General features: G+C 40.7%; 14 protein-coding genes. 10 read left to right on the top strand and 4 right to left on the bottom strand.

Features of this window, described 5'->3' with window-relative positions; translation table 11 throughout:
• Positions 1–26: 26 nt before the first annotated feature.
• Complete coding sequence (locus KJA62_RS00630; RefSeq protein WP_213318123.1) at positions 27–5,582, top strand: autotransporter domain-containing protein; 5,556 nt, start codon at positions 27–29, stop codon at positions 5,580–5,582.
• Between the two features lie 77 nt (positions 5,583–5,659).
• Here the strand turns inward: KJA62_RS00630 and lpxB are convergent, their stop codons facing one another.
• The gene (gene lpxB / locus KJA62_RS00635) at positions 5,660–7,486 is read right to left on the bottom strand and encodes a lipid-A-disaccharide synthase (protein WP_213318124.1); all 1,827 of its coding nucleotides are present in this window, start codon (positions 7,484–7,486) and stop codon (positions 5,660–5,662) included.
• A gap of 49 nt (positions 7,487–7,535) precedes the next feature.
• Positions 7,536–8,810, bottom strand: a complete 1,275-nt coding sequence (pcnB, locus tag KJA62_RS00640) for a polynucleotide adenylyltransferase PcnB (RefSeq protein ID WP_246481907.1) — start codon at positions 8,808–8,810, stop codon at positions 7,536–7,538.
• A gap of 311 nt (positions 8,811–9,121) precedes the next feature.
• On the opposite strand from pcnB, the gene glmM reads away from it, so the two are divergent.
• The 3 genes from glmM (at position 9,122) to KJA62_RS00655 (ending at position 13,229) form a co-directional block, all read left to right on the top strand.
• Positions 9,122–10,531, top strand: a complete 1,410-nt coding sequence (gene glmM, locus KJA62_RS00645) for a phosphoglucosamine mutase (RefSeq protein ID WP_213318126.1) — start codon at positions 9,122–9,124, stop codon at positions 10,529–10,531.
• A 9-nt stretch (positions 10,532–10,540) separates the two neighbouring features.
• On the top strand, positions 10,541–12,376 hold the full coding sequence (gene glmS, locus KJA62_RS00650; protein ID WP_213318127.1) for a glutamine--fructose-6-phosphate transaminase (isomerizing): 1,836 nt from the start codon (positions 10,541–10,543) through the stop codon (positions 12,374–12,376).
• A 133-nt stretch (positions 12,377–12,509) separates the two neighbouring features.
• Positions 12,510–13,229: a Bax inhibitor-1/YccA family protein gene (locus KJA62_RS00655; protein ID WP_213318128.1), complete on the top strand. Its 720-nt coding sequence runs from the start codon at positions 12,510–12,512 to the stop codon at positions 13,227–13,229.
• A gap of 60 nt (positions 13,230–13,289) precedes the next feature.
• Here KJA62_RS00655 and ftsY read toward each other — a convergent pair whose 3' ends face one another.
• A complete protein-coding gene (ftsY, locus tag KJA62_RS00660) occupies positions 13,290–14,159 on the bottom strand; it encodes a signal recognition particle-docking protein FtsY (protein WP_213318129.1) in 870 nt (289 codons plus the stop codon).
• A gap of 68 nt (positions 14,160–14,227) precedes the next feature.
• Here ftsY and sucC point away from each other — a divergent pair, with 68 nt between their 5' ends.
• The 4 genes from sucC to KJA62_RS00680 all read left to right on the top strand — a co-directional run bounded on the left by sucC (position 14,228) and on the right by KJA62_RS00680 (position 18,624).
• Positions 14,228–15,406, top strand: coding sequence for an ADP-forming succinate--CoA ligase subunit beta (sucC, locus tag KJA62_RS00665; protein WP_213318130.1), 1,179 nt, complete (start codon positions 14,228–14,230; stop codon positions 15,404–15,406).
• A 2-nt stretch (positions 15,407–15,408) separates the two neighbouring features.
• Positions 15,409–16,278 (top strand): succinate--CoA ligase subunit alpha, encoded by an 870-nt coding sequence (sucD, locus tag KJA62_RS00670; protein WP_213318131.1) that lies wholly within the window; start codon positions 15,409–15,411, stop codon positions 16,276–16,278.
• Between the two features lies 1 nt (position 16,279).
• The gene (locus KJA62_RS00675; RefSeq protein WP_213318132.1) at positions 16,280–16,936 is read left to right on the top strand and encodes a zinc metalloprotease; all 657 of its coding nucleotides are present in this window, start codon (positions 16,280–16,282) and stop codon (positions 16,934–16,936) included.
• 221 nt (positions 16,937–17,157) lie between these two features.
• Entirely contained in the window at positions 17,158–18,624 is a 1,467-nt protein-coding gene (locus tag KJA62_RS00680; protein ID WP_213318926.1) for a DegQ family serine endoprotease, read from the top strand.
• Between the two features lie 43 nt (positions 18,625–18,667).
• Here the strand turns inward: KJA62_RS00680 and KJA62_RS00685 are convergent, their stop codons facing one another.
• Complete coding sequence (locus KJA62_RS00685; protein ID WP_213318133.1) at positions 18,668–20,032, bottom strand: M20/M25/M40 family metallo-hydrolase; 1,365 nt, start codon at positions 20,030–20,032, stop codon at positions 18,668–18,670.
• Positions 20,033–20,198: 166 nt separating this feature from the next.
• On the opposite strand from KJA62_RS00685, the gene KJA62_RS00690 reads away from it, so the two are divergent.
• Positions 20,199–23,123, top strand: a complete 2,925-nt coding sequence (locus KJA62_RS00690; protein WP_213318134.1) for an insulinase family protein — start codon at positions 20,199–20,201, stop codon at positions 23,121–23,123.
• Between the two features lie 93 nt (positions 23,124–23,216).
• On the top strand, positions 23,217–23,891 hold the full coding sequence (locus KJA62_RS00695) for a 3'-5' exonuclease (protein ID WP_213318135.1): 675 nt from the start codon (positions 23,217–23,219) through the stop codon (positions 23,889–23,891).
• Positions 23,892–23,939 lie beyond the last annotated feature (48 nt).

A 23,939-nucleotide genomic window follows, 5' to 3' on the forward strand; every position in this document is an offset into this window, starting at 1 on the left:
AAACTTTTGAGAAAAGCGGGCTGTTCATGAAAAATCGTTATATTTCTTCTTTTTCCCAATCTGTTATCTTAGCAATAGTAGCTTCCTCTAGCTTGCACGCTGATGCAAGTTCTTTTGATGGAAAAAAATTTGTTGCCACACATTTTCTGTATCCTTTTTCTCAGGAACGTTTTGAAAGTAATCGTTATTTTTCTTCTGCAGCTGATAGTGCAGACGCGCCACCAGCTCCATCTTTGGAAGATGCAGAAGATGCCTCTGAAGAAGAACATTTAGATTCTATTGATCATGAAAAACAATCTTCTGATACAAGTCTTCAAGATCTTAAAAGTCCTTCTGGTGAAGAGGATGCAAGCTCAGAAGAATATCACCGGGAAGGGCAGATCTCTGATGCGACTTCTGCCGTAGGGGCTGTCTCCGAACAGCCGTCTCAGCTTTCACCTTCTTTTCCTGAAGGTGAGGCAGAGAAAGTTGTTGCTTCGGGTGAGGAAGCTCAATCGCCTGTTATTTCAAGTCCGGTTGAGGGTCATGCTGATGTACAACCATCTCCAAACTCTCCTCCTATGGCAAGTGATAGTGGTTCAAAAGAATCCGAGATTTCAGAAACAGAGAACCTTTTATCTTCTGACTCGGAACATGCTTCTCCTGTTAACGAGGGGAGTTCTAGCGAAGAAAAGGTTGCAGTCGGGACTGGTGAAGAAACTGTAGAGTCGCCCTGCTATACAACTCAAATGTTGACTTCCGGAGGTAAAAATTCCGCTTCCCCCGACGATTTGGAAGGATTTCAGTATTGTTCTCAGGGAAATGTTGTTTACGAAGTTCTAGGCGGCTTAGCTTGGAATAATGTAGATGCATTGTCTCAAGTGAATGACGTAGACCAAACAGAGCAATCTCAAAAGCAAAATCTCTCTAAAGATGAGGATTTAAAAGTGAATGATGGCTCTTCTCAGGGTGACGTTTCTGAAGAAGCGGAGGTTGATAATTCACAGGAATCTGATTCAGAAGACAGAGGAGGGGCACTTCATACTGATATTTCGCAGGAAGATATTCTAGTTAAATCTACACCAAATTCCAGGAGTACAGCTTGTAAAGAACATGGATTAGCTTTTTGCAATACCAAGTCTGTCTTAGAGAAAGAAGTTCAATCTAACTGCACTGTCAATGGTGTTGTTTTTTCTGGAAAAAGCAAGTCTGATGGTCTCTTATTTTCTAATCTTAAGGCGAAGAAAGGTGGAGCCGCAGTTTACAGTGATGCTGATGTAATTTTTGAAAATCTTCAGAGAGGTTTAACTTTTTCTGGTTGTGAGAGTTCTGAGTCTGGAGGAGCCGTTGCAGCAAATAATATTACGGTGAAAGGTTGCAATGGGATAACACTGACAAAGAATAAAACCAGTTTATCACCTTCTTCCCAAGAATCAGAGAGTGGTAGTGCGTTAACTGCTTTGGTAAAAAAAGTTTCCCCTAAAGATGATCTGGAGTTAGGCGGAGGGGCCTTTTGGGCAGGGGAGGGGCTTTCCTTACCAAACAAAGAAAAAATAGATCCTCAGGATGAATCTGAACAGCAACCAAGGAGTGGATCTATCCAATTTTCTGGAAACTCGGGAACCATTTTGGTTTCGCAAAACACCTCCACTGTTAATGGTGGAGCTATGGCGGCGAAAACTATATTGTTTGATAGCAATATCGGTAATATAGATTTTTCTGGAAATACTGCAGATTTTAGTGGAGGAGCCATATCTTCCTCTTCTTCTATAACTTTTTTAAACAACAAGGGGGGAATATCTTTTTCTGAAAATTTGTCTTGCAAAGGATCGGGGAATGCCCCTGTTAAGGGATTCGGTGGAGCCATTGCGTCTAGTGAGATAATGTTTTCTAAGAATAATGGTGACATTGTTTTCCTAGGTAACAAGTCTGGGGTAATTGAGGATGGAGAAGGTCAAGAGGCTATAACCCAAGCCTTGGGAAGTGGTGGAGCTATTTCATCGCAAAAATGTTCTTTTGAATCTAACCTAGGTAAAGTTTCATTTTCTGATAACACATCTTCTCACTTCGGTGGGGCTATCTTCTCCAAAGAGCAAGTGTTGGGTAAGGGAAATTTGGGCAAAATAGAGTTCTCTAAAAACCAGGCAAGGGGATCAGGCGGTGCCGTGTACTGTTATCCTGATTCATTATCGGAAGTCGCAAACGTCCTGAAGGTATTAAGCGAGGAGCAGAAAATAGTTAATGGGCGGGTTACCTTTTTATCCAACGAATCAGGTGTTTCCTTTTCTGAGAATTCTTCTAAAAAGAAGGGGGGAGCAATTTATGCTCAGGGAGTTTCCTTTTCCAAAAACTCTGGGATTTCTTTCTTAAGGAATACCTCTGTAATTGCTGGTGGGGCTATTCATTGTGAACATCTTCCTTTGGCCAGTGATAGAAGCGAAGATTCTGATCTTTCGGAAGGAGATGTAGTATTTTCTGAAAATTTAGGTGGCATCGTTTTTGAAGGTAATTCTGTTAGAGTTTCTTCTGAAAAGGTTGTTGATGGTTCTATTAGCTTAGGTAAAATAGGTGGAGGAGCTGTTTGGTGTAAAAACTTTAAATTGTTAAACAACAAGGGAATATGCCTCTTTGAGAATAACTCTTTGTCTGATGAAGATGATTCTGTGGGTAAGATCGCAGGGGGAGGGGGAGTTTATGGAGCTGACTCCGTTTCTATTTCTGGGAACATGAAGGGTGTTGTTTTCTCTAATAATTCCGTGACGGGTAAATCTGTCAGTGGTGAGGATAAAGCCCCTCTTGGGTATCTGCGTTTAAAGACAGATTCTTCAAAATCTTTGTCTAAGAGTGCTTCGCCAGTAGGGTTACAAAATCCTTTTGGAGGGGGGGCTGTTTCTGCAGGTTCCTTTGTGCTTTCTGGCAACAAAGGAGATTGTAGTTTTTCTAATAACAAAGTTTCTAATTCTGGAGATTCTATCCTTAGCGGTGATCAAAAAGTTCATTCTGGGGGAGGAGCTGTATTGGCGAAAAAATCAGTGTCTCTAGAAGGAAATGAAAGGATAATTTTCAGCTATAACATTGCTTCCGGAGGGAAATCCTTAGGAGGAGCTATTCTTTCTAGTCAGGTTTCTCTAACTGGAAACCAGAGAATAATTTTTGACAGTAACTCTTCAGGATACGGAGGCGGAGCTATTTATTCTGCAGGAGGAGGAGTTTCTATTTCTGAAAACACGGAAGTTATTTTTTCTAATAACTATTCAGGAACTTCAGGTGGAGCTATTTTATTAGATGCTAAAGTCTTATCTGGAGATGTAGACTCTTTTCCCAGCAATGTTGCTCAATCAGTAGAGTCAAAAGATGTTGTTTTAGAAAAGCTTCTTATTAGCAATAATTTTGGACCTGTAACTTTTTCTAACAACTATACTACAGAGGTCTTTACTGAAACTTCTCCAGGAGATTCGAAGACAGATCCATATTCTGTAGATACCCTCACTAAATTTGGTGGTGGAGTCGCCTTTCTCAAAGATCTCGAAGTTTCAGGAAATAAAGATGTGCTATTCCTTTTTAACAAATCTGATAAAGGTGGTGCTTTTTATGTCCGGGATCATGGAACAGTTTCTCTCTCAGCTGACTATGGAAATATTGTTTTTCAGGGGAATAGAGAATTGGGTGGAGCTTCTGATTGTATCTTCTTAGAGGGATCTTCTAGTAAAATAACTAAGTTGCGGGCTAGAGAAGGACATGCTGTTCAATTTTTCGATGCTATTATTTTTGAAAACACAAGCAACCGGGACACTTCTTCGGGTGGAGTAGGTCAGATATTATCCTCAGAAAATCCTTCTTTGTCTATCAACAGTCCAGATTCAAACAGTCCTAATCTATACACGGGGGTTGTACAGTTTGGAGGAGGGATTACGAAGATTCCACAGAAAGCAAGGTTAGAAGCTGGAGGGTTAGTTGTCAGTAATGGAGAATTATGGTTGCAGGGATTGGATCAAGTGAGTGGTTCTTATGTTCAATTGTCAGCCAATACTGTCTTTGGTCAGATGTCAACTAGTCCGGAAACTAATACTGTAACAGGTTCTGGAACACCTTCTTCTCTTTCTCCTGTATCTTCTTCTTACAACAAAAAACAAGTTTTCACTTCTTCTGTTTCGGCTTCTTCAGCTGCAGAAGCAAACGTTCAGCAAGAGATAAGCCCTGGATTTAATTTGACTGAACTAAGAGTGGATTTAGCATCGTTTTCAAAAGATTCTACTCCCCCCAGGGTTGTCATAGTTCCTGCAACACAATCTGGTTCAAGCTCTGTAAATTTATTAACCCAAAATGAAGGTGGTCCCAACCTTAAATTTGTCTTGGTAGATTCCTCGGGAGAGTCGATGGAAGGAAAACATGATTTGTTTTCTGATAACTCTAATATTCAGTTTGTTGAGTTCATGAAGAAAGGAGAAAATGGGAACCTGGAATCTACTAATATACCAGGATCTGGTAATGGCAATTTTGTAACATTTTCTTTAGGTCAGGGACTGGATAAAGGCCAATACGGTTATCAAGGAACTTGGGATGTTAAGTCCCTTACCAACGGCTCTGTCCAAGTCCAATGGACAAGGACAGGATATTCTTTAAATCCAAATAAAGATGGATCTGTTGTTGCCAATGGTTTATGGAGTCAGTACACTGACGCTAGAGGAATTAAGGGACAAATTTTCCACAACCACGTAACGGATCAGAGAATGGAAATGGACTTCTTCACCAACGTGTGGGGAGCAGGATTAGGTCAATTTGTCAACAGTGTTGTTGTTGGTGATGTTGATGGTTTTGTCCATAGAGCTGGTGGTTATGTTTTAGGTATGGATACAGAAATTATCCAAGACTTTTTAGTTGGGGGCAGTTTTGCTCAAACTTTCGGATATACCGACAGTCGGCTTCACAGTATTCGTTGCTCTGAGAGAGGTTATATAGGATCTGTGTACGCAGGAATTTCCCATTATGGAAGAGGTTCTGGTACATGGATGTTTAAAGGAGCGGTCCTGTATGGGAATATAGGTAACGATATGTCTGTAGATTATGGATCTAATTTAGGTGTGTCTAAAGGTTCTTGGTCGGACCATTCTCTGTTGGCCTCTGTTAGAGTGGATCGCAAGAAGTTTTCCAACTCTCGATCATTCTCTTCAGCTATGATTACTGCGTGGGCACCTTTTGTCGAAGTGGAATATGCTTTTATTGATCAAATGCCTTTCCTGGAAGTCGGTGGGACTCAAGTTAGGGATTTTGAAAAAGGTAAATTACAAAATCTTGCGGTCCCTATGGGGATCACTTTTGAGAACTATTACTCGAGGGGCACAAAATCAGAGTCTTTAAGTTTTTCTGTAGCTTATAGTCCTGATGCTTACCGAAGAAATCCTAAAGGATCCGCTACGGTTGTTGAGGCTAAGCATTCCTGGATTACTAGAGGTTGTAAATGGCCTCGACATGCCGTTCGTTGTCGATTGGATAACAATACGGAATGGAATGAATCTTTGGGAACATACATAAGCTTTGAATATGAAGGTAGAAGGCATGTAGCTTCTTACAACTTCAGTGGTGGGGCTCGCCTAATTTTCTAGTTAGCGTTGTTCTCTAACTTGGTAAGAAAAAAGATCGATGGATTTCCCATCGATCTTTTTTTTTTAGGAAAAGAATTTTATTGGTTAACGATAGCAGAAATAATTTCGTTTTCAGAAGAGACATTAGATTCCATAACCTCTTGCAATTTTTGACAAGAAAGTCTTTGTTTTTTCTGCTCTTCGGGAGAAACAGTCTTTTCAATAGCAATGGCAATTTCTTTTGGAGAAGCGTCTATCTTGCTTCCAAGGAACTCGGGAAATACAATTTTGCTTAGGATTATATTTGGTAGACTGTACGATGACAGAAAGATTCTGAACAAATATTTAATGAAAAATGCATCTAAAGATCCCAATCTGCAAGTCACAACTGTTGGAGCTTGCATTAACGCTGTTTCAAAAACTATAGTTCCACATTTTGCTATGGCACATTGGCAAGATTTCGCAAGTTCGTATCTATACTCACAGGGAATAACGAAAAGACGGTCTATTTGTTCTTTCTTAGCTATTGCGTGAATGATTTCAGCAAAATTAGGAGAGCTACAGGATACGAAAGCTAGATGTGTATCATACAAAGAGGAAGATTTAAAAGCTTGAAGTTGAACGGGAAGATTTTTAAGAATATCTCCACGCCTACTTCCTGGGAAGAAAGCGATAAAATCTCCTTCAGGGACGCTGCACTTTTCTTTCCAGGAAGTTATGGGCTGATGATTTTTAATTTCTTGAACAAGCGGATGGCCCACGTACAGAACTCTAAGGGAAGAATCATTAAAGAGTTGCTTTTCAAAGGGAAGGAGAGATAGCAACAGATCTACGTTTTTTTCCAAGAAAAATTTTCTTTTTCTTCTCCAAGCCCATATACTGGGGCAAACATAGAAAATTATCCTTTTTGTAAACCTCTTTCTTCTTAGTTTTCGTATGATAAGAAAATGAAAATCAGGGAAATCAATGAAAATAAGCTTGTCAGGGTTTGTTGTGAGGATGAACTTCGTAATCTTTCTATAGAAAAAAAATATTTTAGGAATAGCAAGAAATACTTCTCTAAACCCGGAGATACAGAATGCTTCTGTAGGTAAGATTACTTCCATGCCGGATTCTCTCATTAGAGGGCCACCAACTCCGACAAAGTGGATTTCAGGATGTTTGGTCTTTATTTTAGCTATCAAGTCGGCGCCAAGGCGATCTCCGCTAATTTCTCCTGCCGAAATGAAGTAAACGGGGTCCTTAGAGAGCGGGGGATGGAGTCTCCTTCGGTTTTTATATATTAGAAATAAGTTTGCTACTGGGGGAAATATTCCACAGCCATAACTGAGAATATTGATAGGATCTGCGACTCTAATGAAATACATGAGAGATAATAAACAACCAAGGAACCCTATCTTCCAAAAAACTTCTGGGAAATTGCTGGTTTTGAAATGTTCGGCATATAGCCACTGTACAAGGAAACGGCTCGAAAAGATAAAAAGACCTAAACAGCCCACTATTCGCCACATAGTGTTAGGAGGGTTTATGGGTAGATTAAGAACATTAGGGGTAGCCATCCAACAACTATTTTCAGAAATGATGGCCTGCACAACAAATGGGACAGAAGTTAGGATGACCGAGAAGATCATCAACCAGACAATCTTCAAAAAAGAGGCTGGATACTTGTTATAGAGATTGATATTCCTCAAAGAAATTACAAAATTTATTGAGTGGAGTAGGGTCACAGGATACTGGCTTTGAATCATCCCATGAAAAATCATCATGAACGACCCAATAGCAGACAGGTACCAAAATGTTTTAGGTACGAAGGACTGCTTGAATTTTGTGCTCAAGATCCATTGAAGGATAAAGGCAGTACCGAAGAATAAGTTAGCTATTAGCCCTAAGGGGTAGAGGATGCGGACAATACTCTCTGAAAACATAACGCAGTCACTATTCAACTAAATTCTTTGCAGGATAGAAGTACTGTTTTCACCATTCTGTTTTTTCTGGGTCCCAATGGGTAAACCAAGCTCTGTAAGCAGAGATCCATTTTGAGTCTACTAAGCTTCTGAGTTTAAGGAGTAACAGAGCTTCTGGGAACCGGGAATGTTGTAACAACTTTTTGTTAAAAAAATTTCGCTTTTTGGAAACTTTGAGGGGCGTCAGCCGGTACTGCATCTGTATTAGAAGGGTAGTGAGAATGAAGTTTTTTTTCGAGCAGCTAGTGAAGGAGTTTGCAAAGAGTTTCTCCAGGAATTTTCTAATGAATTCGAAGGTTTCCGTTAGATTAATACCTTTGTGCTTTTGGTAGATGTAGTGAACGTTGAAATTGACTATAGGAAAGAGGAAGGTCGCGAGAAGAAAATGTCGATCAGGCTGTAGGTTTTCCTTTTTTACCAAATGGTCCACATTTCTTAGTAAAGAGAAGGTTTGTTCTTGGATAATGGGGCTCAAATTGAAAGCTTTGTCAATATAAGGGAACAAGACAGTCAGCATTCCCCAGTCTTTAAGCAATCTAAAGAAAGCTTCAGCGTATCCTGACCCTAGCATTTTTAAGAGTTCCTCAAAAACACGTGTTTGAGAGCTCTTTGTTAGCTCATAACGATGAGCGGTAAGGGCTAGAGAAGTTTCCTTATCTACAGAGAAAGGGTAGCGAGCCAGAATTTTAAGCAAACGTAACATTCTCACAGGGTCTTGCTTGAATCGGACAACAGGGTCTCCTATCGTCTGCAAGAAATTATTTTTGATATCTTCAAAACCACCTGTGTAGTCGATAATTACTTTCTCAAAGGGGTCAAAGAATAGGCCGTTAATAGTAAAATCTCTTCGCAAGACGTCTTCTTCGGGGGTTCCCCAAAGGTTATCTTTAGTGATTAAAGAATCCTCATCTGGGTTTCCAGCTCTGAAAGTAGAAACTTCTATAATTTGATTAGAAAACCGGATATGAGCCAGTCTAAAACGCTTGCCCACGAGGATACAGTTTTTAAAAATTATTTTAATCTCTTCAGGTTTTGCTGAAGTAGAAACATCAAAGTCTTTGGGAGTTTCCTTGAGTAAGAGGTCCCGGATGCATCCACCAACAAGGTAGGCAGTGTGTCCGGCTTTTCGAAGAGTTTTTATTACGGAGAGAGCGTTGGTAGAGAGGTCTTCCAGTTGAATTCCGTGCACTTCTTGGGAGTATATTACGGGAACTAAAGGAAACCCAGTGTGTTGCTTTGACAATTCCAAACCCCTGCTACTATAGAAACTTAATTGCTGTCCTATCCAAGGCCATTATATCGATAATGATGGTTAAATGTCTCGGAAGAAAAAGATCTTTTTCTTATGCTACGGGACGGAAGATGGGTCATGAGTTAGACCGGTATTGGGTCTCATATTGAAGTAAAGTCTTAGATATCGTGTAAACGTTTTATTTCCATGCTGATATGCAATGATTTAGCTCTTCTTGGAGTGACTTGTAGGAACGGCCTTGAAGTTTACTGTTGTTAGGCTCTATAAGACGCTTAAATGCATTTTTGGTGTTATTTTGCCTCATTAGAGGCAACGAAGAAATGGTTTTGGTATTCGGGTTTTGAATGGACACAAATTTACTAGAGCAGAGCAAGGAACAAGGGGAGAAGGTGAAACTGTTCGGGACGGACGGTGTTCGAGGGCGAGCAAACTATCATCCCATGACAGTTGAAACGACTGTTTTATTAGGAAAAGCTGTTGCAGGCGTTCTGAAGTCTAACAAACCTTCTGGAAGGCAGAAAGTTGTGATAGGTAAAGATACAAGACTTTCTGGATATATGTTTGAGAGTGCCTTGGTTGCAGGACTTACTTCTATGGGGATAGAGACACTAGTTCTTGGGCCTATACCTACTCCCGGAGTAGCTTTCATTACAAGAGCATATAGAGCTGATGCGGGTATCATGATATCAGCTTCTCATAATCCTTACCAGGACAACGGTATTAAAATTTTTTCCTCTGAAGGTTTTAAGATCACAGATTCTGTGGAATCTCGTATAGAAGCAATGGTTACTAACGGAGCGTTTGAGGATCTTCCTGGAGATCATGCAGTGGGTAAAAGTAAAAGAGTCGTAGATGCTTTGGGCAGGTATATTGAATTTGCCAAAGCTACTTTTCCCAAGGGAAGTACTTTGAAGGGATTAAAAGTCGTTTTGGATTGTGCTCACGGAGCTGCTTATCGAGTGGCTCCTTACGTTTTTGAGGAGTTAGATGCGGAAGTGATTTGCTTAGGTTGCGAGCCTACAGGCACAAATATTAACAGTCAGTGCGGGGCTCTCCATCCGTCAGTTATCCAAAAAGCTGTCATAGAGTACAAAGCGGATGTTGGTATTGCCTTGGATGGTGACGGTGATCGAGTGATTATGGTTGATGAGAAAGGCCATATTGTTGATGGGGACGTCATTTTAGCTGTTTGTGCTCACGATTTAAAAAAGAAAGGTATTCTTAGTGGAGATCGAGTTGTAGCCACAGTTATGACCAATTTTGGTGTTCTCCAATATTTGGAGAAACTTGGGATAGATTTAATTCTTTCTCCTGTTGGTGATCGGCATGTTCTTCAGCATATGAGAGAGAACAACGTTTCCTTGGGTGGAGAACAAAGTGGTCATTTGATTTTCTTAGACTACAACACAACAGGGGATGGTATAGTTTCGGCTTTGCAAGTTTTGAAAATTATGACTGAGAGCGAATCTACGTTATCTGATTTAACAGCTCCTGTATGCAAAAGTCCTCAAACATTGATCAATATCCCTATAAGAGAGAAAGTTCCTATCGAAGATATGCCAGAAGTTATCGAGGCTATCAAGGACGTGGAAAGTACCTTGGGCGGTTCAGGTAAGGTGCTGGTAAGATATTCTGGTACGGAAAATGTGTGTCGAGTTATGGTTGAGGGGACGAAAAAACACCAGGTAGATGGGTTGGCAAGGATTATCGCTGATGCTATAGAGGCTTCTTTGGGCCTTTGTGCTTCTAGATAAGGAAACAGTATGTGTGGAATTTTTGGGTATCTGGGATTGAATTCGGCTATTCCTATAGTCTTGAGTGGATTAAAAAAATTGGAATACCGAGGGTATGATTCCGCAGGTGTAGCTTTCATTGATGATGGTAGGTTGCTTGATCGTAAGTCGGTGGGTCGGGTGTCTTCTTTGAAAGAGAAAATTGCTGCAGGTAGTGTTTCTGGTGTCGCTATAGGTCATACTCGGTGGGCGACCCATGGGGAACCCACAGAAAGAAATGCGCATCCTCATTTTGACACGGCTAGAACTTGTGCTGTCGTCCATAATGGAATTATAGAAAATTTTGAAGTTCTTCGGAGGCAACTGACTTCCGAGGGGATGACCTTTCATTCCGATACAGACACAGAAGTCATAGCTCAATTGGTGGCCAAGTACTATGACGGAGATATTGAAAAAGCATTTCATAGAACTTTGGAAAAGCTTTCAGGTAGTTTTGCCTGTGTTTTACTCCATAAAGATCATCCAGACAAACTTTTGTGTGTTGCCAAAGATAGTCCTTTAGCCATTGGCGTAGGGGACTCAGGAGTATTTATTTCATCTGATGCAAGATCGTTTTCAGAATATGTAAACACAGCAACATTCTTATCTTCAGGAGAAATAGCCGTCGTTAGGATTGGAGGTTTTGTAGCTTATGATGCTTCCATGTCTTGTATTGAAAAAAGTTTTCGTCCAATAGATTTTGTTGATGAAGCGTCTTACAGCAAGGGTGATTATGAGTATCACATGCTAAAAGAAATTTACGAACAGCCAGAGATTTTCCTGAACTTGGTTAACAAATACGTTTCTTTAAATGAAGAGACGGGGTTATTCAGTATTTCTTCGGATTTCTTGTCTGGGATTGATTTAACCCAGTTCAATTCCATTCACATTGTTGCTTGTGGATCCTCCTATCACGCAGGTTGCGTAGCTAAGTATGTCTTTGAGTCTTTCGCTAAAATACCAGTCCGAGTTGAAATAGCATCGGAATTCCGATATAGGGATCCTTATGTAGACCAAAATTCTCTGGCGATTTTGATCAGCCAGTCTGGGGAAACAGCGGATACTTTGGCTGCGCTTAAGGAGTTCCGGAAAAGGGAAATTCCCTTTATCCTCGGTATCTGTAATGTACCCGAGTCTTCCTTAGTTCTGGCCGTGGACAAGTGTATATTTCTTGAGGCGGGTATTGAGGTAGGCGTGGCCTCTACCAAAGCTTTTTCTTCTCAACTGCTTTTGTTGATGCTTCTTGGAGTAGCTTTGGCAGAAGCAAGAGGTGTTCAATCAGCCTCTATCATAGATCTTGTGCTACGAGATTTTCAAAGCTTATCTTCAAAGTGTGCTTACATTTTACAGGATTCTTCGATTCAATCCGTTGTGAGGCGATACAGCCATCATAATAGTTTTCTTTTCTTGGGAAGGCGGTTAATGTATCCGATAGCTTTGGAGGCTGCATTAAAAAGTAAGGAGATAGCGTATGTGTATGCTGAAGCACATCCTGCTGGGGAGCTGAAGCATGGGCCCATAGCTTTAGCTAATGAAAATCTTCCTATAGTGGCTTTTTGTGCAGATCTTTCAGTATACGAAAAAACTATTAGCTCCATTATGGAGGTTAAAGCAAGACGATCTCCAGTTATTGCCATCGCCTCAGAATCTTCTTCTGATGTAGCTGCTGTCGTAGACTCTTTAATTTTAGTGCCTGATAGTCACGCACTATCTTCGCCCATTTTATGTACTATAGTTTTGCAACTAATGACGTATTTTTTGGCTTTAGAGAAAGGAACAGAAGTAGATTATCCAAGAAATTTAGCTAAATCTGTAACTGTTGAATAAAAGTTTATTTTGTATTTTCTTATTATAATATCTTTGTTTTCTTGATTATTTTTTAATTTTTTTATTTAGTTGTTGAATTAATTCTTTTTTTAGAATAGCTTGTGTGATAGTAAGTCCAAAAATGGAGTATACCATGGGTCTATTTGAGCGAGATTATTATATACGTGATACCAGGATGCCTGGGACCTTTGCTTCTAGAGTATATGGCTGGATGACAGCTGGGTTGGGAATTACGACACTAGTAGCCTTGGGATTGTATTTCTCAGGATTATACAAAGTGCTTTTTCCTATGTGGGCAGTTTGGTGCTTTGCTACTTTAGGTGTATCCTTTTTGATTAATAGTAGAATTCATAAGATGACAGTTTCGGGAGTTATCGGAGCTTTCATTACGTATGCTGTGCTTGAGGGGTTATTTTTTGGTACAATAATGCCTGTTTACGCAGCGGCTTATGGAGGCGGAGTTATTTGGGCTTCCTTTGGGACCGCGGCTCTCATTTTTGGTGGAGCAGCGGCTTATGGTATGTTTACAAAACACGACCTAACTCAGTTGAGCAGACTTTTATATCTGGGAGTTATGGGATTTGTTTTCGTTACTTTAGGTTTTGTTATTTTATCATTGTTCATCCATATGCCCATGGCATATTTGTTTATCTGCTACCTAGGGTTGGCTATCTTCGTCGGTTTAACCGTTACTGATGCTCAGGCTATTCGAAGAGTTTCTGAGAGGGTTCATGATGACTCTGACCTAGCGTACAAACTTTCTATGGTCATGGCGCTAAAGATGTACTGTAATGTCATTATGGTCTTTTGGTATGTGTTGCAGATTTTCTCATCTTCTGGGAATAGGGACTAGGCGAGCTTTCATCTAGTATCGGGGAGGCTCTGGAAAGGAGCCTTTTTTTGACACCACGTTTTACTCAACGAGATCTTGAAAGAAAGTGTCAAGAAAGGCTTCTAGGTTAAAAGGAGATAAGGATTCTAAATTTTCTCCAAAGCCTAAAAAAGCTGCAGGTAATCTTAATGATTGGTAAATGCGAAATAGGGTGCCTCCCTTAGCACTGCTGTCTGTCTTGGTAAGAACAAATCCGGTCAGTGGGAGAGCTTGTAAAAATGCACCAACCTGCTCCACAGAATTACCTCCAACAGAAGCATCGATAGTGATGAGTATCTCATGGGGAGATCCGGGAATGGCCCTACTGCACACCTGTGCAACCTTTCCAAGCTCGTTCATCAAAGGTTGGTTTGTGTGTAATCTGCCAGAAGTGTCTATGAGCACAACATCATAATTTTTTGCTTTCGCTGATTGTAATCCGTCGAAAGCAACAGCAGCAGGATCTCCGCCGGAAGTTCCAGAAACAAACCCACAGTTTATTCTGTCTGCCCATACTTTCAATTGGTCTATTCCTGCCGCGCGGAAAGTATCAGTGGCTACAATAAGAACTTTTTTTCCTTGATTTTGGAAATAAGTGGCCAATTTAGCTATCGAAGTTGTCTTGCCAGCGCCGTTACTTCCTACGATGAGGAATACTTTCGTTTGTAGTTTATCGCCAAATTCACAAGCGGTAGACGGGGGCACATCCCATACTACTTTAGATAAAACTTCTCGAAGATTTTCAGTAAGCTTGTAGGTTTCTTTAGACTGGCGCACAACCTTTAGGAGTTTTTCTGTAAGTTCTGATCCAAAATCAGATTCGTAGAATACTCTCTCCGCATCTTCCAGAAGTTCTTCATTGACAGTTCTTTTGAACAACGATCTAAGTTTGTTAGAGAGAGCTTTAAACATCTAAAAGGTAAAGTTGAGTTGAACGAAAAGGAATTATACAAGATAAGGAGGCAAATAGGAAGATCTTTATGAATCTACATGAGTACCAAGCCAAAGACTTATTAACACGTTATGAACTTCCCATTCCCCCTTATGAAGTCATTTCCTCCGGAGAAGAGATCTCCTCTTCTTTGAGCAAGTTACAAATAGAAGAGGGGGTAGCTAAGATCCAAGTACACGCCGGAGGTCGTGGAAAAGGTGGTGGGGTTAAAGTTTTTAAGGGTAGGGATTCTGCAAATTCTGTGATTGGAGAGTTGTTGGGAATGAAGTTTTCTAACAATCAAACAGGAGGTAAAGAGCTTCTGGTAGAAAGAGTTCTGGTATCTCCTTTAGTGGAAATAGCATCAGAATATTATGTTGCTGTGACCATGGATAGAAAACGACAGTGCCCCTCGCTGATTGTCTCCCCTTCTGGAGGAATGGATATCGAAGAGGTTTTACTCACATCACCTCATAAGATGCTTTCAGAGCCCGTTACATACTACGGAAAAATTTATGATTACAGGTTACGTAGGTGTATGAAGTTTTTAGGGTGGACAGGGAAGTTGGCAGAACAGGGGGTCCGATTAATGAAACAATTAGTTCGAGCTTTTATGGAGAATGACGCCTCCCTTATTGAGATTAATCCTCTCGTGGTTACGAAGTCTGAAGAGCTTTTTATCTTAGATGCTAAAATTTCCATAGATGATAACGCTCTATACAGACACTCTGTTTTGTCATCCTATTATGATCCTTCTCAAGAAAATATTAGAGACGTCATGGCTAAACAGGTCGGGTTATCTTACATAGCTATGGACGGAAATATTGGATGTCTGGTTAACGGAGCAGGATTAGCTATGAGTACTCTAGATATTTTGCAGTTTTATGGAGGTAATGCTGCCAATTTCCTGGATGTTGGTGGAGGTGCTTCCGAAGATCAGGTAAGAGAGGCTATCTCTTTGACACTCTCTGACACAAATGTTCGGGTGTTGTTTATCAATATTTTTGGAGGGATTATGGATTGTTCCGTAATTGCTTCTGGCTTAGTTTCAGCCTTAGGGCAAGGAGAAATATCTAAGATCCCTATCGTGCTTCGGATGGAAGGAACTAATGTAGAAAAGGGACAAGAACTTCTTAAGCAAGCAGGGTTAGAATTTCATAGTGTTAATTCTATGGATGAGGGGGCGCAGCTTGCTGTTAAGTTGTCTCAAGAAAACGGTAAAGTGTAATCATGGTGTTCTTATTATCTTCGGATTTAAAAATCATTACGCAAGGAATAACGGGGAAGTCAGGTTCATTTCACACAGAGCAGTGTATGGCGTATGGGTCTAACTTTGTCGGAGGAGTAACTCCTGGCAAAGGAGGAGACACTCACTTGGGGTTACCTATATTCGATTCTGTTAGAGAAGCTAAGGAGGAAACAGGATGCGAAGCCACCATGATTTTTGTCCCTCCTGCTTATGCTGCAGAATCCATAATTGAGGCTGAAGAAGCAGGCATACCCCTGATAGTTTGCATCACGGAAGGTATTCCTGTTAGAGATATGATGGAAGTAGTACATGTTATGAAAAATAGTAAGACTTCTAGATTGGTTGGCCCCAATTGCCCAGGGATTATTAAGCCCGGTGCCTGTAAAATAGGTATTATGCCTGGGTATATTCATTTGCCTGGCAAAGTTGGTGTAGTTTCCAGATCTGGAACATTAACTTATGAGGCTGTATGGCAACTAACCAGATTAGGTATAGGGCAAAGTGCTTGCATAGGTATTGGGGGAGATCCTCTCAACGGAACATCTTTTGTTGATGCTTTAAAAGAATTTAATGATGATGCTGAAACTGAAGCCATTTTGCTTATTGGAGAAATCGGAGGATCTGCTGAGGAAGAAGCTGCTGAATGGATAAGAAATAATGCGAAAAAACCTGTGGCAGCCTTTGTTGCGGGGATTACCGCGCCTCCAGGGAAGAGAATGGGACATGCAGGAGCTATAGTTTCTGTGGGTTCGGGAAAAGCTGAAGACAAAATTGTAGCTTTAAGGGATGCGGGGGTTTCTGTCGCTACGATACCTTCTCTTATAGGACAGACTGTTCAAGGATTGTTGTGATATGGCGAATATTAAATGCTTTTCTAAAAACTTTTCTTTTCAGTGGTCTTGGACGATTTTTGTTTTCCCGCTTTGTATAGGCCTTTGTGGTATCAAATATTATGGGTTGCTTCTTTCACTATGTTATTGCGTAATCTTCTTAGCTTCATTATTTCTGCACGAGTTGGGTCGTTCTACGATATTTATTTTACGTAATAAATCTGCGGCTGTTTTGTTTTCTGGATTAGGAGCCAGGTGGAGAAAAGGAGGTCAACTTTTTTCTATTTTGGAGAAGTTGGGAGCTTGCTTCTCAGGATGGGTAGTAACTTTGGTCATTTTTCTAATAGCTTTCTTACTCTCTTGTGCTACAAATGCTATTTCAAAAGTGCTCTTCGAATTTTTCCGTTTAACAGCAGAGATAAATCTGCTCATTCTTGTGGTTAACTTATTTCCGGCAAAACCCTTAGATATGGGGTACCTGGTGGATACTTTATGCTATGCGTGTCTGCAAGAATTGGGGTCAAAATTAGCTTTTTGTATCTCCTTTTTGTCGTACCTTGTTCTAGTCTTTTCTTTGTTTTTCATTGGTAAGGTGGGATTAGGAATTGTTTTTTTAGTTAATTTGTTTGATGATTTTCGATTGTCCATTTTTTCTAGAAAAAGAGAGCAGTATTACTAATGCTCTCTGGTGACAAAACATTAAATCCTTTTGGGACGGGTCTACCTTATTTTTTTCGTAAAAGCTTCTTTAGATGTCGTATACCTTGAGGAAATGTCCCTTGTTGTATAGGATGATCTTTTCTTCCTGGATTAGTGAAGTTAGGTTGGTTTTATCCGTTTCGTTCTTCGTCTTGTCTAGGATGGTTTGATATGTCTTCAAGTTTCTTTAAGGTTGTGAGTATGTTTAGGATTTTAGTGTCACGGGTGCTTGTAGGGAGTGTTCTCATAGCGGCATCTTGCGTTCCCTCTGTATCGGCCGCAGCATTGAAAAGAGATATTAAGAGTACGGAGAGTTCTCAGGATGCTTTGCTGAAGGAAATTTCTAGTGGTTTTTCTAGGGTGGCTAAACAGGCTACTCCAGCAGTGGTTTATATCGAATGTTTCCCAAAAAGCGCTCGAGAGTTGAGGAATGTACAAAAGGGAAATAGAGTTCCTCACGAAAATCCTTTTGATTACTTCAATGATGAGTTTTTTAATCGATTTTTTGGTTTTCCTTCTCCTAGAGAACGAGCTGTACCTAAAGAGGCTGTAAGAGGGACAGGATTTATCGTTTCCAAAGATGGGTTTATTGTTACTAATCATCATGTTGTTGAAGAGGCAGGAAAAATTAATGTTACTTTGCATGATGGTCAGAAATATCCTGCTACCATGGTAGGAATAGATCCCAAAACTGATTTAGCTGTGATTCGTATTAAGGGAGATAACCTTCCCTATTTACAATTTGGAAATTCCGACAAACTAGAAGTTGGAGATTGGGCCATAGCTATCGGTAATCCTTTTGGTCTGCAAGCAACAGTGACTGTGGGGGTTATTAGTGCTAAGGGTAGGAATCAATTGCATATAGTAGACTTTGAGGATTTTATTCAGACTGATGCGGCTATTAATCCAGGTAATTCTGGAGGGCCTTTATTGGGTATAGATGGAAAAGTAATCGGGGTTAATACGGCTATTGTCAGTGGCAGTGGCGGGTATATGGGGATAGGGTTTGCTATTCCGAGTTTGATGGCTAACCGGATCATTGATCAGCTAATTAAGGAAGGGCAAGTAACTAGAGGGTTTTTAGGAGTTACTTTGCAACCCATAGATTCTGAATTAGCGTCTTGCTATAAGCTAGATAAAGTGAAAGGAGCTATGATTACTGATGTTGTTAAAGGGTCTCCTGCAGATAAAGCTGGTTTAAAGCAAGAGGACATAATTGTTGCTTGTAATGGCAAAGAAATAGAATCACTTAGTGCTTTTAGAAATTCTATTTCTTTGATGACTCCTGGAACGCGCGTTCTGCTTACTATTGTCCGAGAAGGTAGGTGCAAAGAGATCGCTGTTGTTATTGCTTTGGCTCCTAGAGAGGACGGTACAGCAGTTTTGCAAAAGGTAGGTATTACTGTGCAGAATATCACACCAGAGTCTGCTAAAAAACTAGGTTTAGGAGATATTAAAGGTGTTCTTATTGTCGGAGTAGAACCTGGATCAGCAGCGGCTTCATCAGGTATAGCTGCGGGACAGGTGATACTTGCTGTCAACAGACAGAAGATAACCTCGATAGAGGAGCTCAACAAGGTTTTAAAAGAAAGCAACGCAGAAAATATCCTGCTGATGGTCTCTCAAGGTGATGTTATTCGGTTTGTTGCTTTAAAACCTGAAGAGTAGGTAAACGAAAGATTCAGTGATTACACTGAATCTTTTACTCCGTTTACTCCCCAATAGATTCCAACAGAGCCCTTATCGAAACATAACCTTTCTCTAATTGCTCCATAGAGAATCTTTCATTTGGTCCGTGAATGTTGTCAGAAATATAAGATACTCCGCAAACCAAAGGCGAGGCACCAGATATTCTAGCTAAAAGAGGTACTATAGGGATAGAAGCCCCCATGATGATATTGTGGCAAGGTTTATTGTACAAGGCCGAATAGATTTCTCTAAGTTTTATAGCTACTACGGAACTACTGCTGGCTTGCCACGCAGGAGATCCCGACACGAGAGAATGCTCAAGATGCATGCCGTTTGGCAATCGTTTCACTAGATGATCTATTATCCTTCTCCAGATGGTCTCTGGATTCTGGAAGGGGACTAGCCGGCAAGAGAGGTATGCTGTCGCTTTGGACGGTATCACCGTCTTGAATCCCTTTCCTGTATACCCTCCTTGCATGCCCGTGATTTCTAAGGTCGGTCGTACAGATACAGCTTCTCCTACAGAAAATCCTGTCTCCATTCCGGTAGGATGGAAATGCAAATTTTTTTCACACTCTTCGGTGATATCTTCATAAAAGATTTCATCATTATTCTTGGAACTCTGGCGAGTAACTTCAGAATAAAACCCGTCAACAGCAACGGAATTATCTGAGTGGTGCAGAGAAGCTAAAAGCTCTGATAAAGCTCTGTTAGGATTATAGGCAGCACCCCCAAAGACACCGGAATGTAGATCTTCGGAAGCTTCTTTGACAGTAACGTGTCCGTTAGCAAGACCCCTAGCACCGATGCTCACACTGGGTTGGAGAGGAGAAGAGAACCCGCCATCCACAAATATTAGATCATCAGCCCGTAGATGATCTCTGTAGGCGGAAGCAAGTTCTTTCAAAGCATCGCTCCCGATTTCTTCTTCCCCTTCTAAGATAATCTTGATGTTGCAAGGGAAAGTTTTGTGTTGTTGGAAATGGTCTCGAAGTGCGCAAAGCGTATAAAAACACTGACCTTTGTTATCGGAGACACCTCTCCCGTAAAGAATATTCTCTTTTTTTGTGAGAACAAAGGGATCTGAGTCCCATCCATCAGAAAGAATCGCAGGCTGAACGTCGTAATGGCAATAAATGAGAAGAGTCCTAGCATCAGGTCCCTTGGATAGGTTATAAGCAAACAGAATCGGAGGCGAGTCCCTAGTAGACCACGTCTCTACAGAAAAACAATTGGAGAGAAGGTCTTTGAGGAAACAAGCACATGACAACAGCTCGTTGCTAGAAAATTCTTTATTGGCGGAAACAGTTTTGAAAGCTACGAATTTAGAGAATTTTTCTAAAAAGGTGTCTTCATTTTTTTTGAATTCATTGGAAAGGCGTTTCATGAAGTCTCCTTGGAAAGATTGAAATTAATGTTCAAGGTAACTTAATTTAGTTCTTGTCGGAAACAGCATTGAATAGGAATTCGGTTTTTTTAGTCTCACCAGGATTTTTCTCGATTCTAAATCATGAGACAAAATAGATCGAGCAGCAAATACTCGGGAGAAGGGAATGAAGGCTGGAGATTCATATCGTAACTTTGTTATACGGTCGTATAGAGAAATTCCAGAAATCGAAAGCGTTTTGTTAGAAGCTGAGCACAAGCCTACAGGTGCTTCTATCATGATGATTATGCATGATGATGATGAGAATGTATTCAATATCAGTTTTCGCACTTGTCCTGAAACCTCTAATGGGGTTGCACATGTTTTAGAACACATGGCTCTCTGCGGATCCGTAAACTATCCTGTTCGTGACCCATTTTTTTCCATGACTCGAAGAAGTTTGAACACATTCATGAACGCTTTTACGGGTTCAGATTTCACCTGTTATCCAGCGGCCTCCCAGATACCTGAGGATTTTTATAACCTTCTTAGCATGTACATAGATGCAGCCTTTCATCCCTTGCTGGCGGAAAATGCTTTCCTCCAAGAAGGGTGGAGGTTAGAGTTAGAAGATGGAGAGTTGATCTTTAATGGTGTTGTTTTTAACGAAATGAAAGGCGCTTTGATGTCTGGGGAGTCTCGCTTAGCGGAAGCTCTTAATGCATCTCTGTTTCCTTCGGTTACTTACGGAGTAAATTCCGGAGGAGATCCCAAAGAGATTCCTTCGTTGACTCTAGATGACATAAAAAGTTTCCATGAATCTAATTACACCTTGAGTCGATGTTTATTTTATTTTTACGGCAACATTAAGCCATCTGCGCATTTGGATTTTTTAGAAGAAAAATTGCTCAGAGACGTCAAAAAGGTGGACAAGACTGTGTTTTCGATGCCTTTGCAGAAGCGTTTTAAGGAGCCAGTAAGGCAAATATTATCTTATCCGGCGGATCCTGGGCAAAAAGACAAGGTTTTGTTTGGGTTGTCGTGGTTGACTTGTTCCATTTTGGAGCAGCAAGAGCTTTTGGCCATTAATGTTTTAGAGTTGGTTTTAATGGGCACTGACGCTGCTCCTCTCAAAAGTTGTTTGTTAAAATCCGGTTACTGTAAGCAAGCAGATTTAGTTATTGATAATGAGATTCGAGAGATCCCCGTGACCCTGGTTTGTAAAGGTTGTTCTCCTGAAGGAGCTAGAGAGCTTGAAGGGCTGATCTTTTCCACGTTGGAGGACATTGCTAACACAGGACTTTCTGAAAATTTAGTGGAAGGAGCTATTCATCAATTAGAGCTCTCTCGCAAAGAGATAACAGGTTATTCTCTGCCTTACGGTTTGTCATTATTTTTCCGAGCTGGACTTCTCAAGCAGCATGGGGGAGATCCTGCTGATGCGTTAAGAATTCACAGCTTATTCTCAACCCTTAGGGAAAAAATTAAAGACCGTACTTATTTGCCTGGGTTGATTCGAAAATATTTCTTAAGCAATACGCACTTTTCTCGCATTATAATGGTTCCGGATCCGGAGTTAAATGCTAAAGAAAGTGAGGAAGAAAGGAAGCGATTATCGGAGATAGGCTTGGAATTAACTGATGAAGATCGGGTGAGGATAGAACGGGTTTCTCAGCAATTGGAGGAGTATCGTTCGGCGGAGGAAGATATAGATGCTGTTTTGCCTGGAATAACTTTAGACAAAATTCCCCCGACAGGGAAGGAGTATGATTTGGTTGTTGTCGAGGCTGATTATGGCAAAGTTTACCATCACGAGTGTTTCACCAACGATATTATCTTTGTTGATATTGTTGCAGATTTGCCAGCTCTTACCAAGGAAGAGCTGCCTTGGTTGCGTCTCTTAGCTTTCCTCATGCCACAGCTGGGGTGTGGAGGAAGGAATTACAAGGAGCACTTGGAATTTCTTCTAGAAAATACGGGAGGGGTAGATGTTTCTTACGAATGGTCATCTCAGGCCAAGGATCCTTCTATTCTAAAACCTTCGATAAGTCTCAGAGGCAAAGCTTTGTCTACGAGAGCATCGCAGTTGTTTTCTGTCCTTTCCGACTTAAAAACTACTGTAGATTTTTCCGACATTAGGAGAATTGGCGAGCTGCTGATGCAGCATGAGGAAGCTCTGACAAATAGCATCCGGAATAACCCCATGGGATATGCTATAGGGGAGGCCTGTTCAGCTTTATCGACTGCTTCGGCAGTTTCTTATCTTTCCTCAGGGATCCCTTATGTGCGTAAGATTTGCGAGTTGGTAAAGCTATTTAAAGAAAATCCTGATGAAGTCATAAATAATTTGAAAACTTTGTATGCGAAGTGTTTTCAGGGGGAGAAATCCCTTTTGGTGAGCTGCAATAAGGCTCTTTTTGGGGTTCTTCAAGATGAAAATTTCTTTGGTGTGTTGAGGGAGAGTTCGTCAGAGACTTTGAAGGAATGGAAGACTCCTGAGATTTTGTTGGAAGCAACGTCTAAAGCTTACGAGATTCCTGTGCGAGCGGCCTTCAATGTTTTGGCTTTTCCTTTGGGAGATTTTAGTTATGAAGATCCTGATTCTGCTGCTTTGCTCGTTGCTGCTGAGATACTAGATAATGTCATTCTACATACGAAAGTTCGAGAGCAGGGCGGAGCTTATGGGTCAGGAGCTTCCGTTAATCTATCCCGAGGAGTTTTCTACTGTTACAGTTATAGAGATCCAGAAATTTCTGTTACTAAGAAAGCTTTTTATGAAGCTTTAGAGGCTGTTGCTAATGGAGATTTTAAAGATAAGGACGTAAGAGAGGGTATTCTTGGTGTCGTTCAAGATATAGATTCAGTTATTCCTCCTGGGGGGCGTGCTTCAGCAGCATACTTCCGCTTGCGTTCAGGGAGAAACCCAATTGCTCGCCAAGAATTTAGGAAGAATTTATTAAGTGTCTCGAAGGAGCAAGTGACGACAGCTTTCTCTCGTTGGCTTTCCTCTCAGAAAGAAAACTCGGTATTTGTAACTTTCTCCGGTAGAGAGATGTTAAATGAAAGTTCAGATGTTGTAGAAGATCTTTCAGTCTGTGCTCCAGTTTCATAAGTAGGATGGATACTCCATTAGAGGAGAAAAGTTATTTGTAAAAAAAAAGATAAAGGGTACGTTGTAAATTAGTAAACGTCTCTTTTCTTGCTCATGTTTTTGATTTTTTTGGACACGGAAACTTGTGGATTACGTCCAGAAGTTCATAAAATATTGGAATTAGCTTTTCGAATCGTTCATAGCGATACTTATGAGGTCTTGTCTTCATATTCGTCTTTGATTAAGCATGAAGATAAAGGAGTTTGGGCGCAAAGAAGCGAGGAAAGTTTTTGTATTAACGGATTGGATAAATCTTACGTAAATAGTTATGGCAAAACGGAGGGAGAAGTTGCTGCTGAAATTTTAGAGATCTTTTCTAAGCTGGATATCACCAAATTTTCTGCAGTCTTCGTATGCCAGAATCCCAGTATGGATAGAGCGTTTTTTTCACAGCTTGTTTCTGCTGAAGAGCAGCAGCGGTTGAATTTACCTTATCATTGGTTTGATTTGGCATCCATGTTCTGGGCCTTAGAGGTGGTAGAAAGGGGGCATATAGCCAAAAGTTTTTTTGGATTACTGTCAAAAAACAATATAGCTTCGTACTTTGGTTTAGCCGAAGAGCCTACTCCGCATAGGGCGCTGCAGGGGGTGGATCACCTTATCGATTGTTATCGAATGTTAATGGAAAACAAGTCAGTGACGAATGGGAAAGCTGCTCCTGAGTTTATTGATTTGCCTACTATGCAACGAAGGCCCGTACCTTCTGCTTCTGACAAGGTAGAGAGTTAGTTTCTAGGGGTGATAAGGTTGGTTTGTTGCTGATCTTCAATAAGAACT

The sequence above is a fragment of the Chlamydiifrater volucris genome (assembly GCF_902806995.1).
Lineage (GTDB): Bacteria > Chlamydiota > Chlamydiia > Chlamydiales > Chlamydiaceae > Chlamydiifrater > Chlamydiifrater volucris.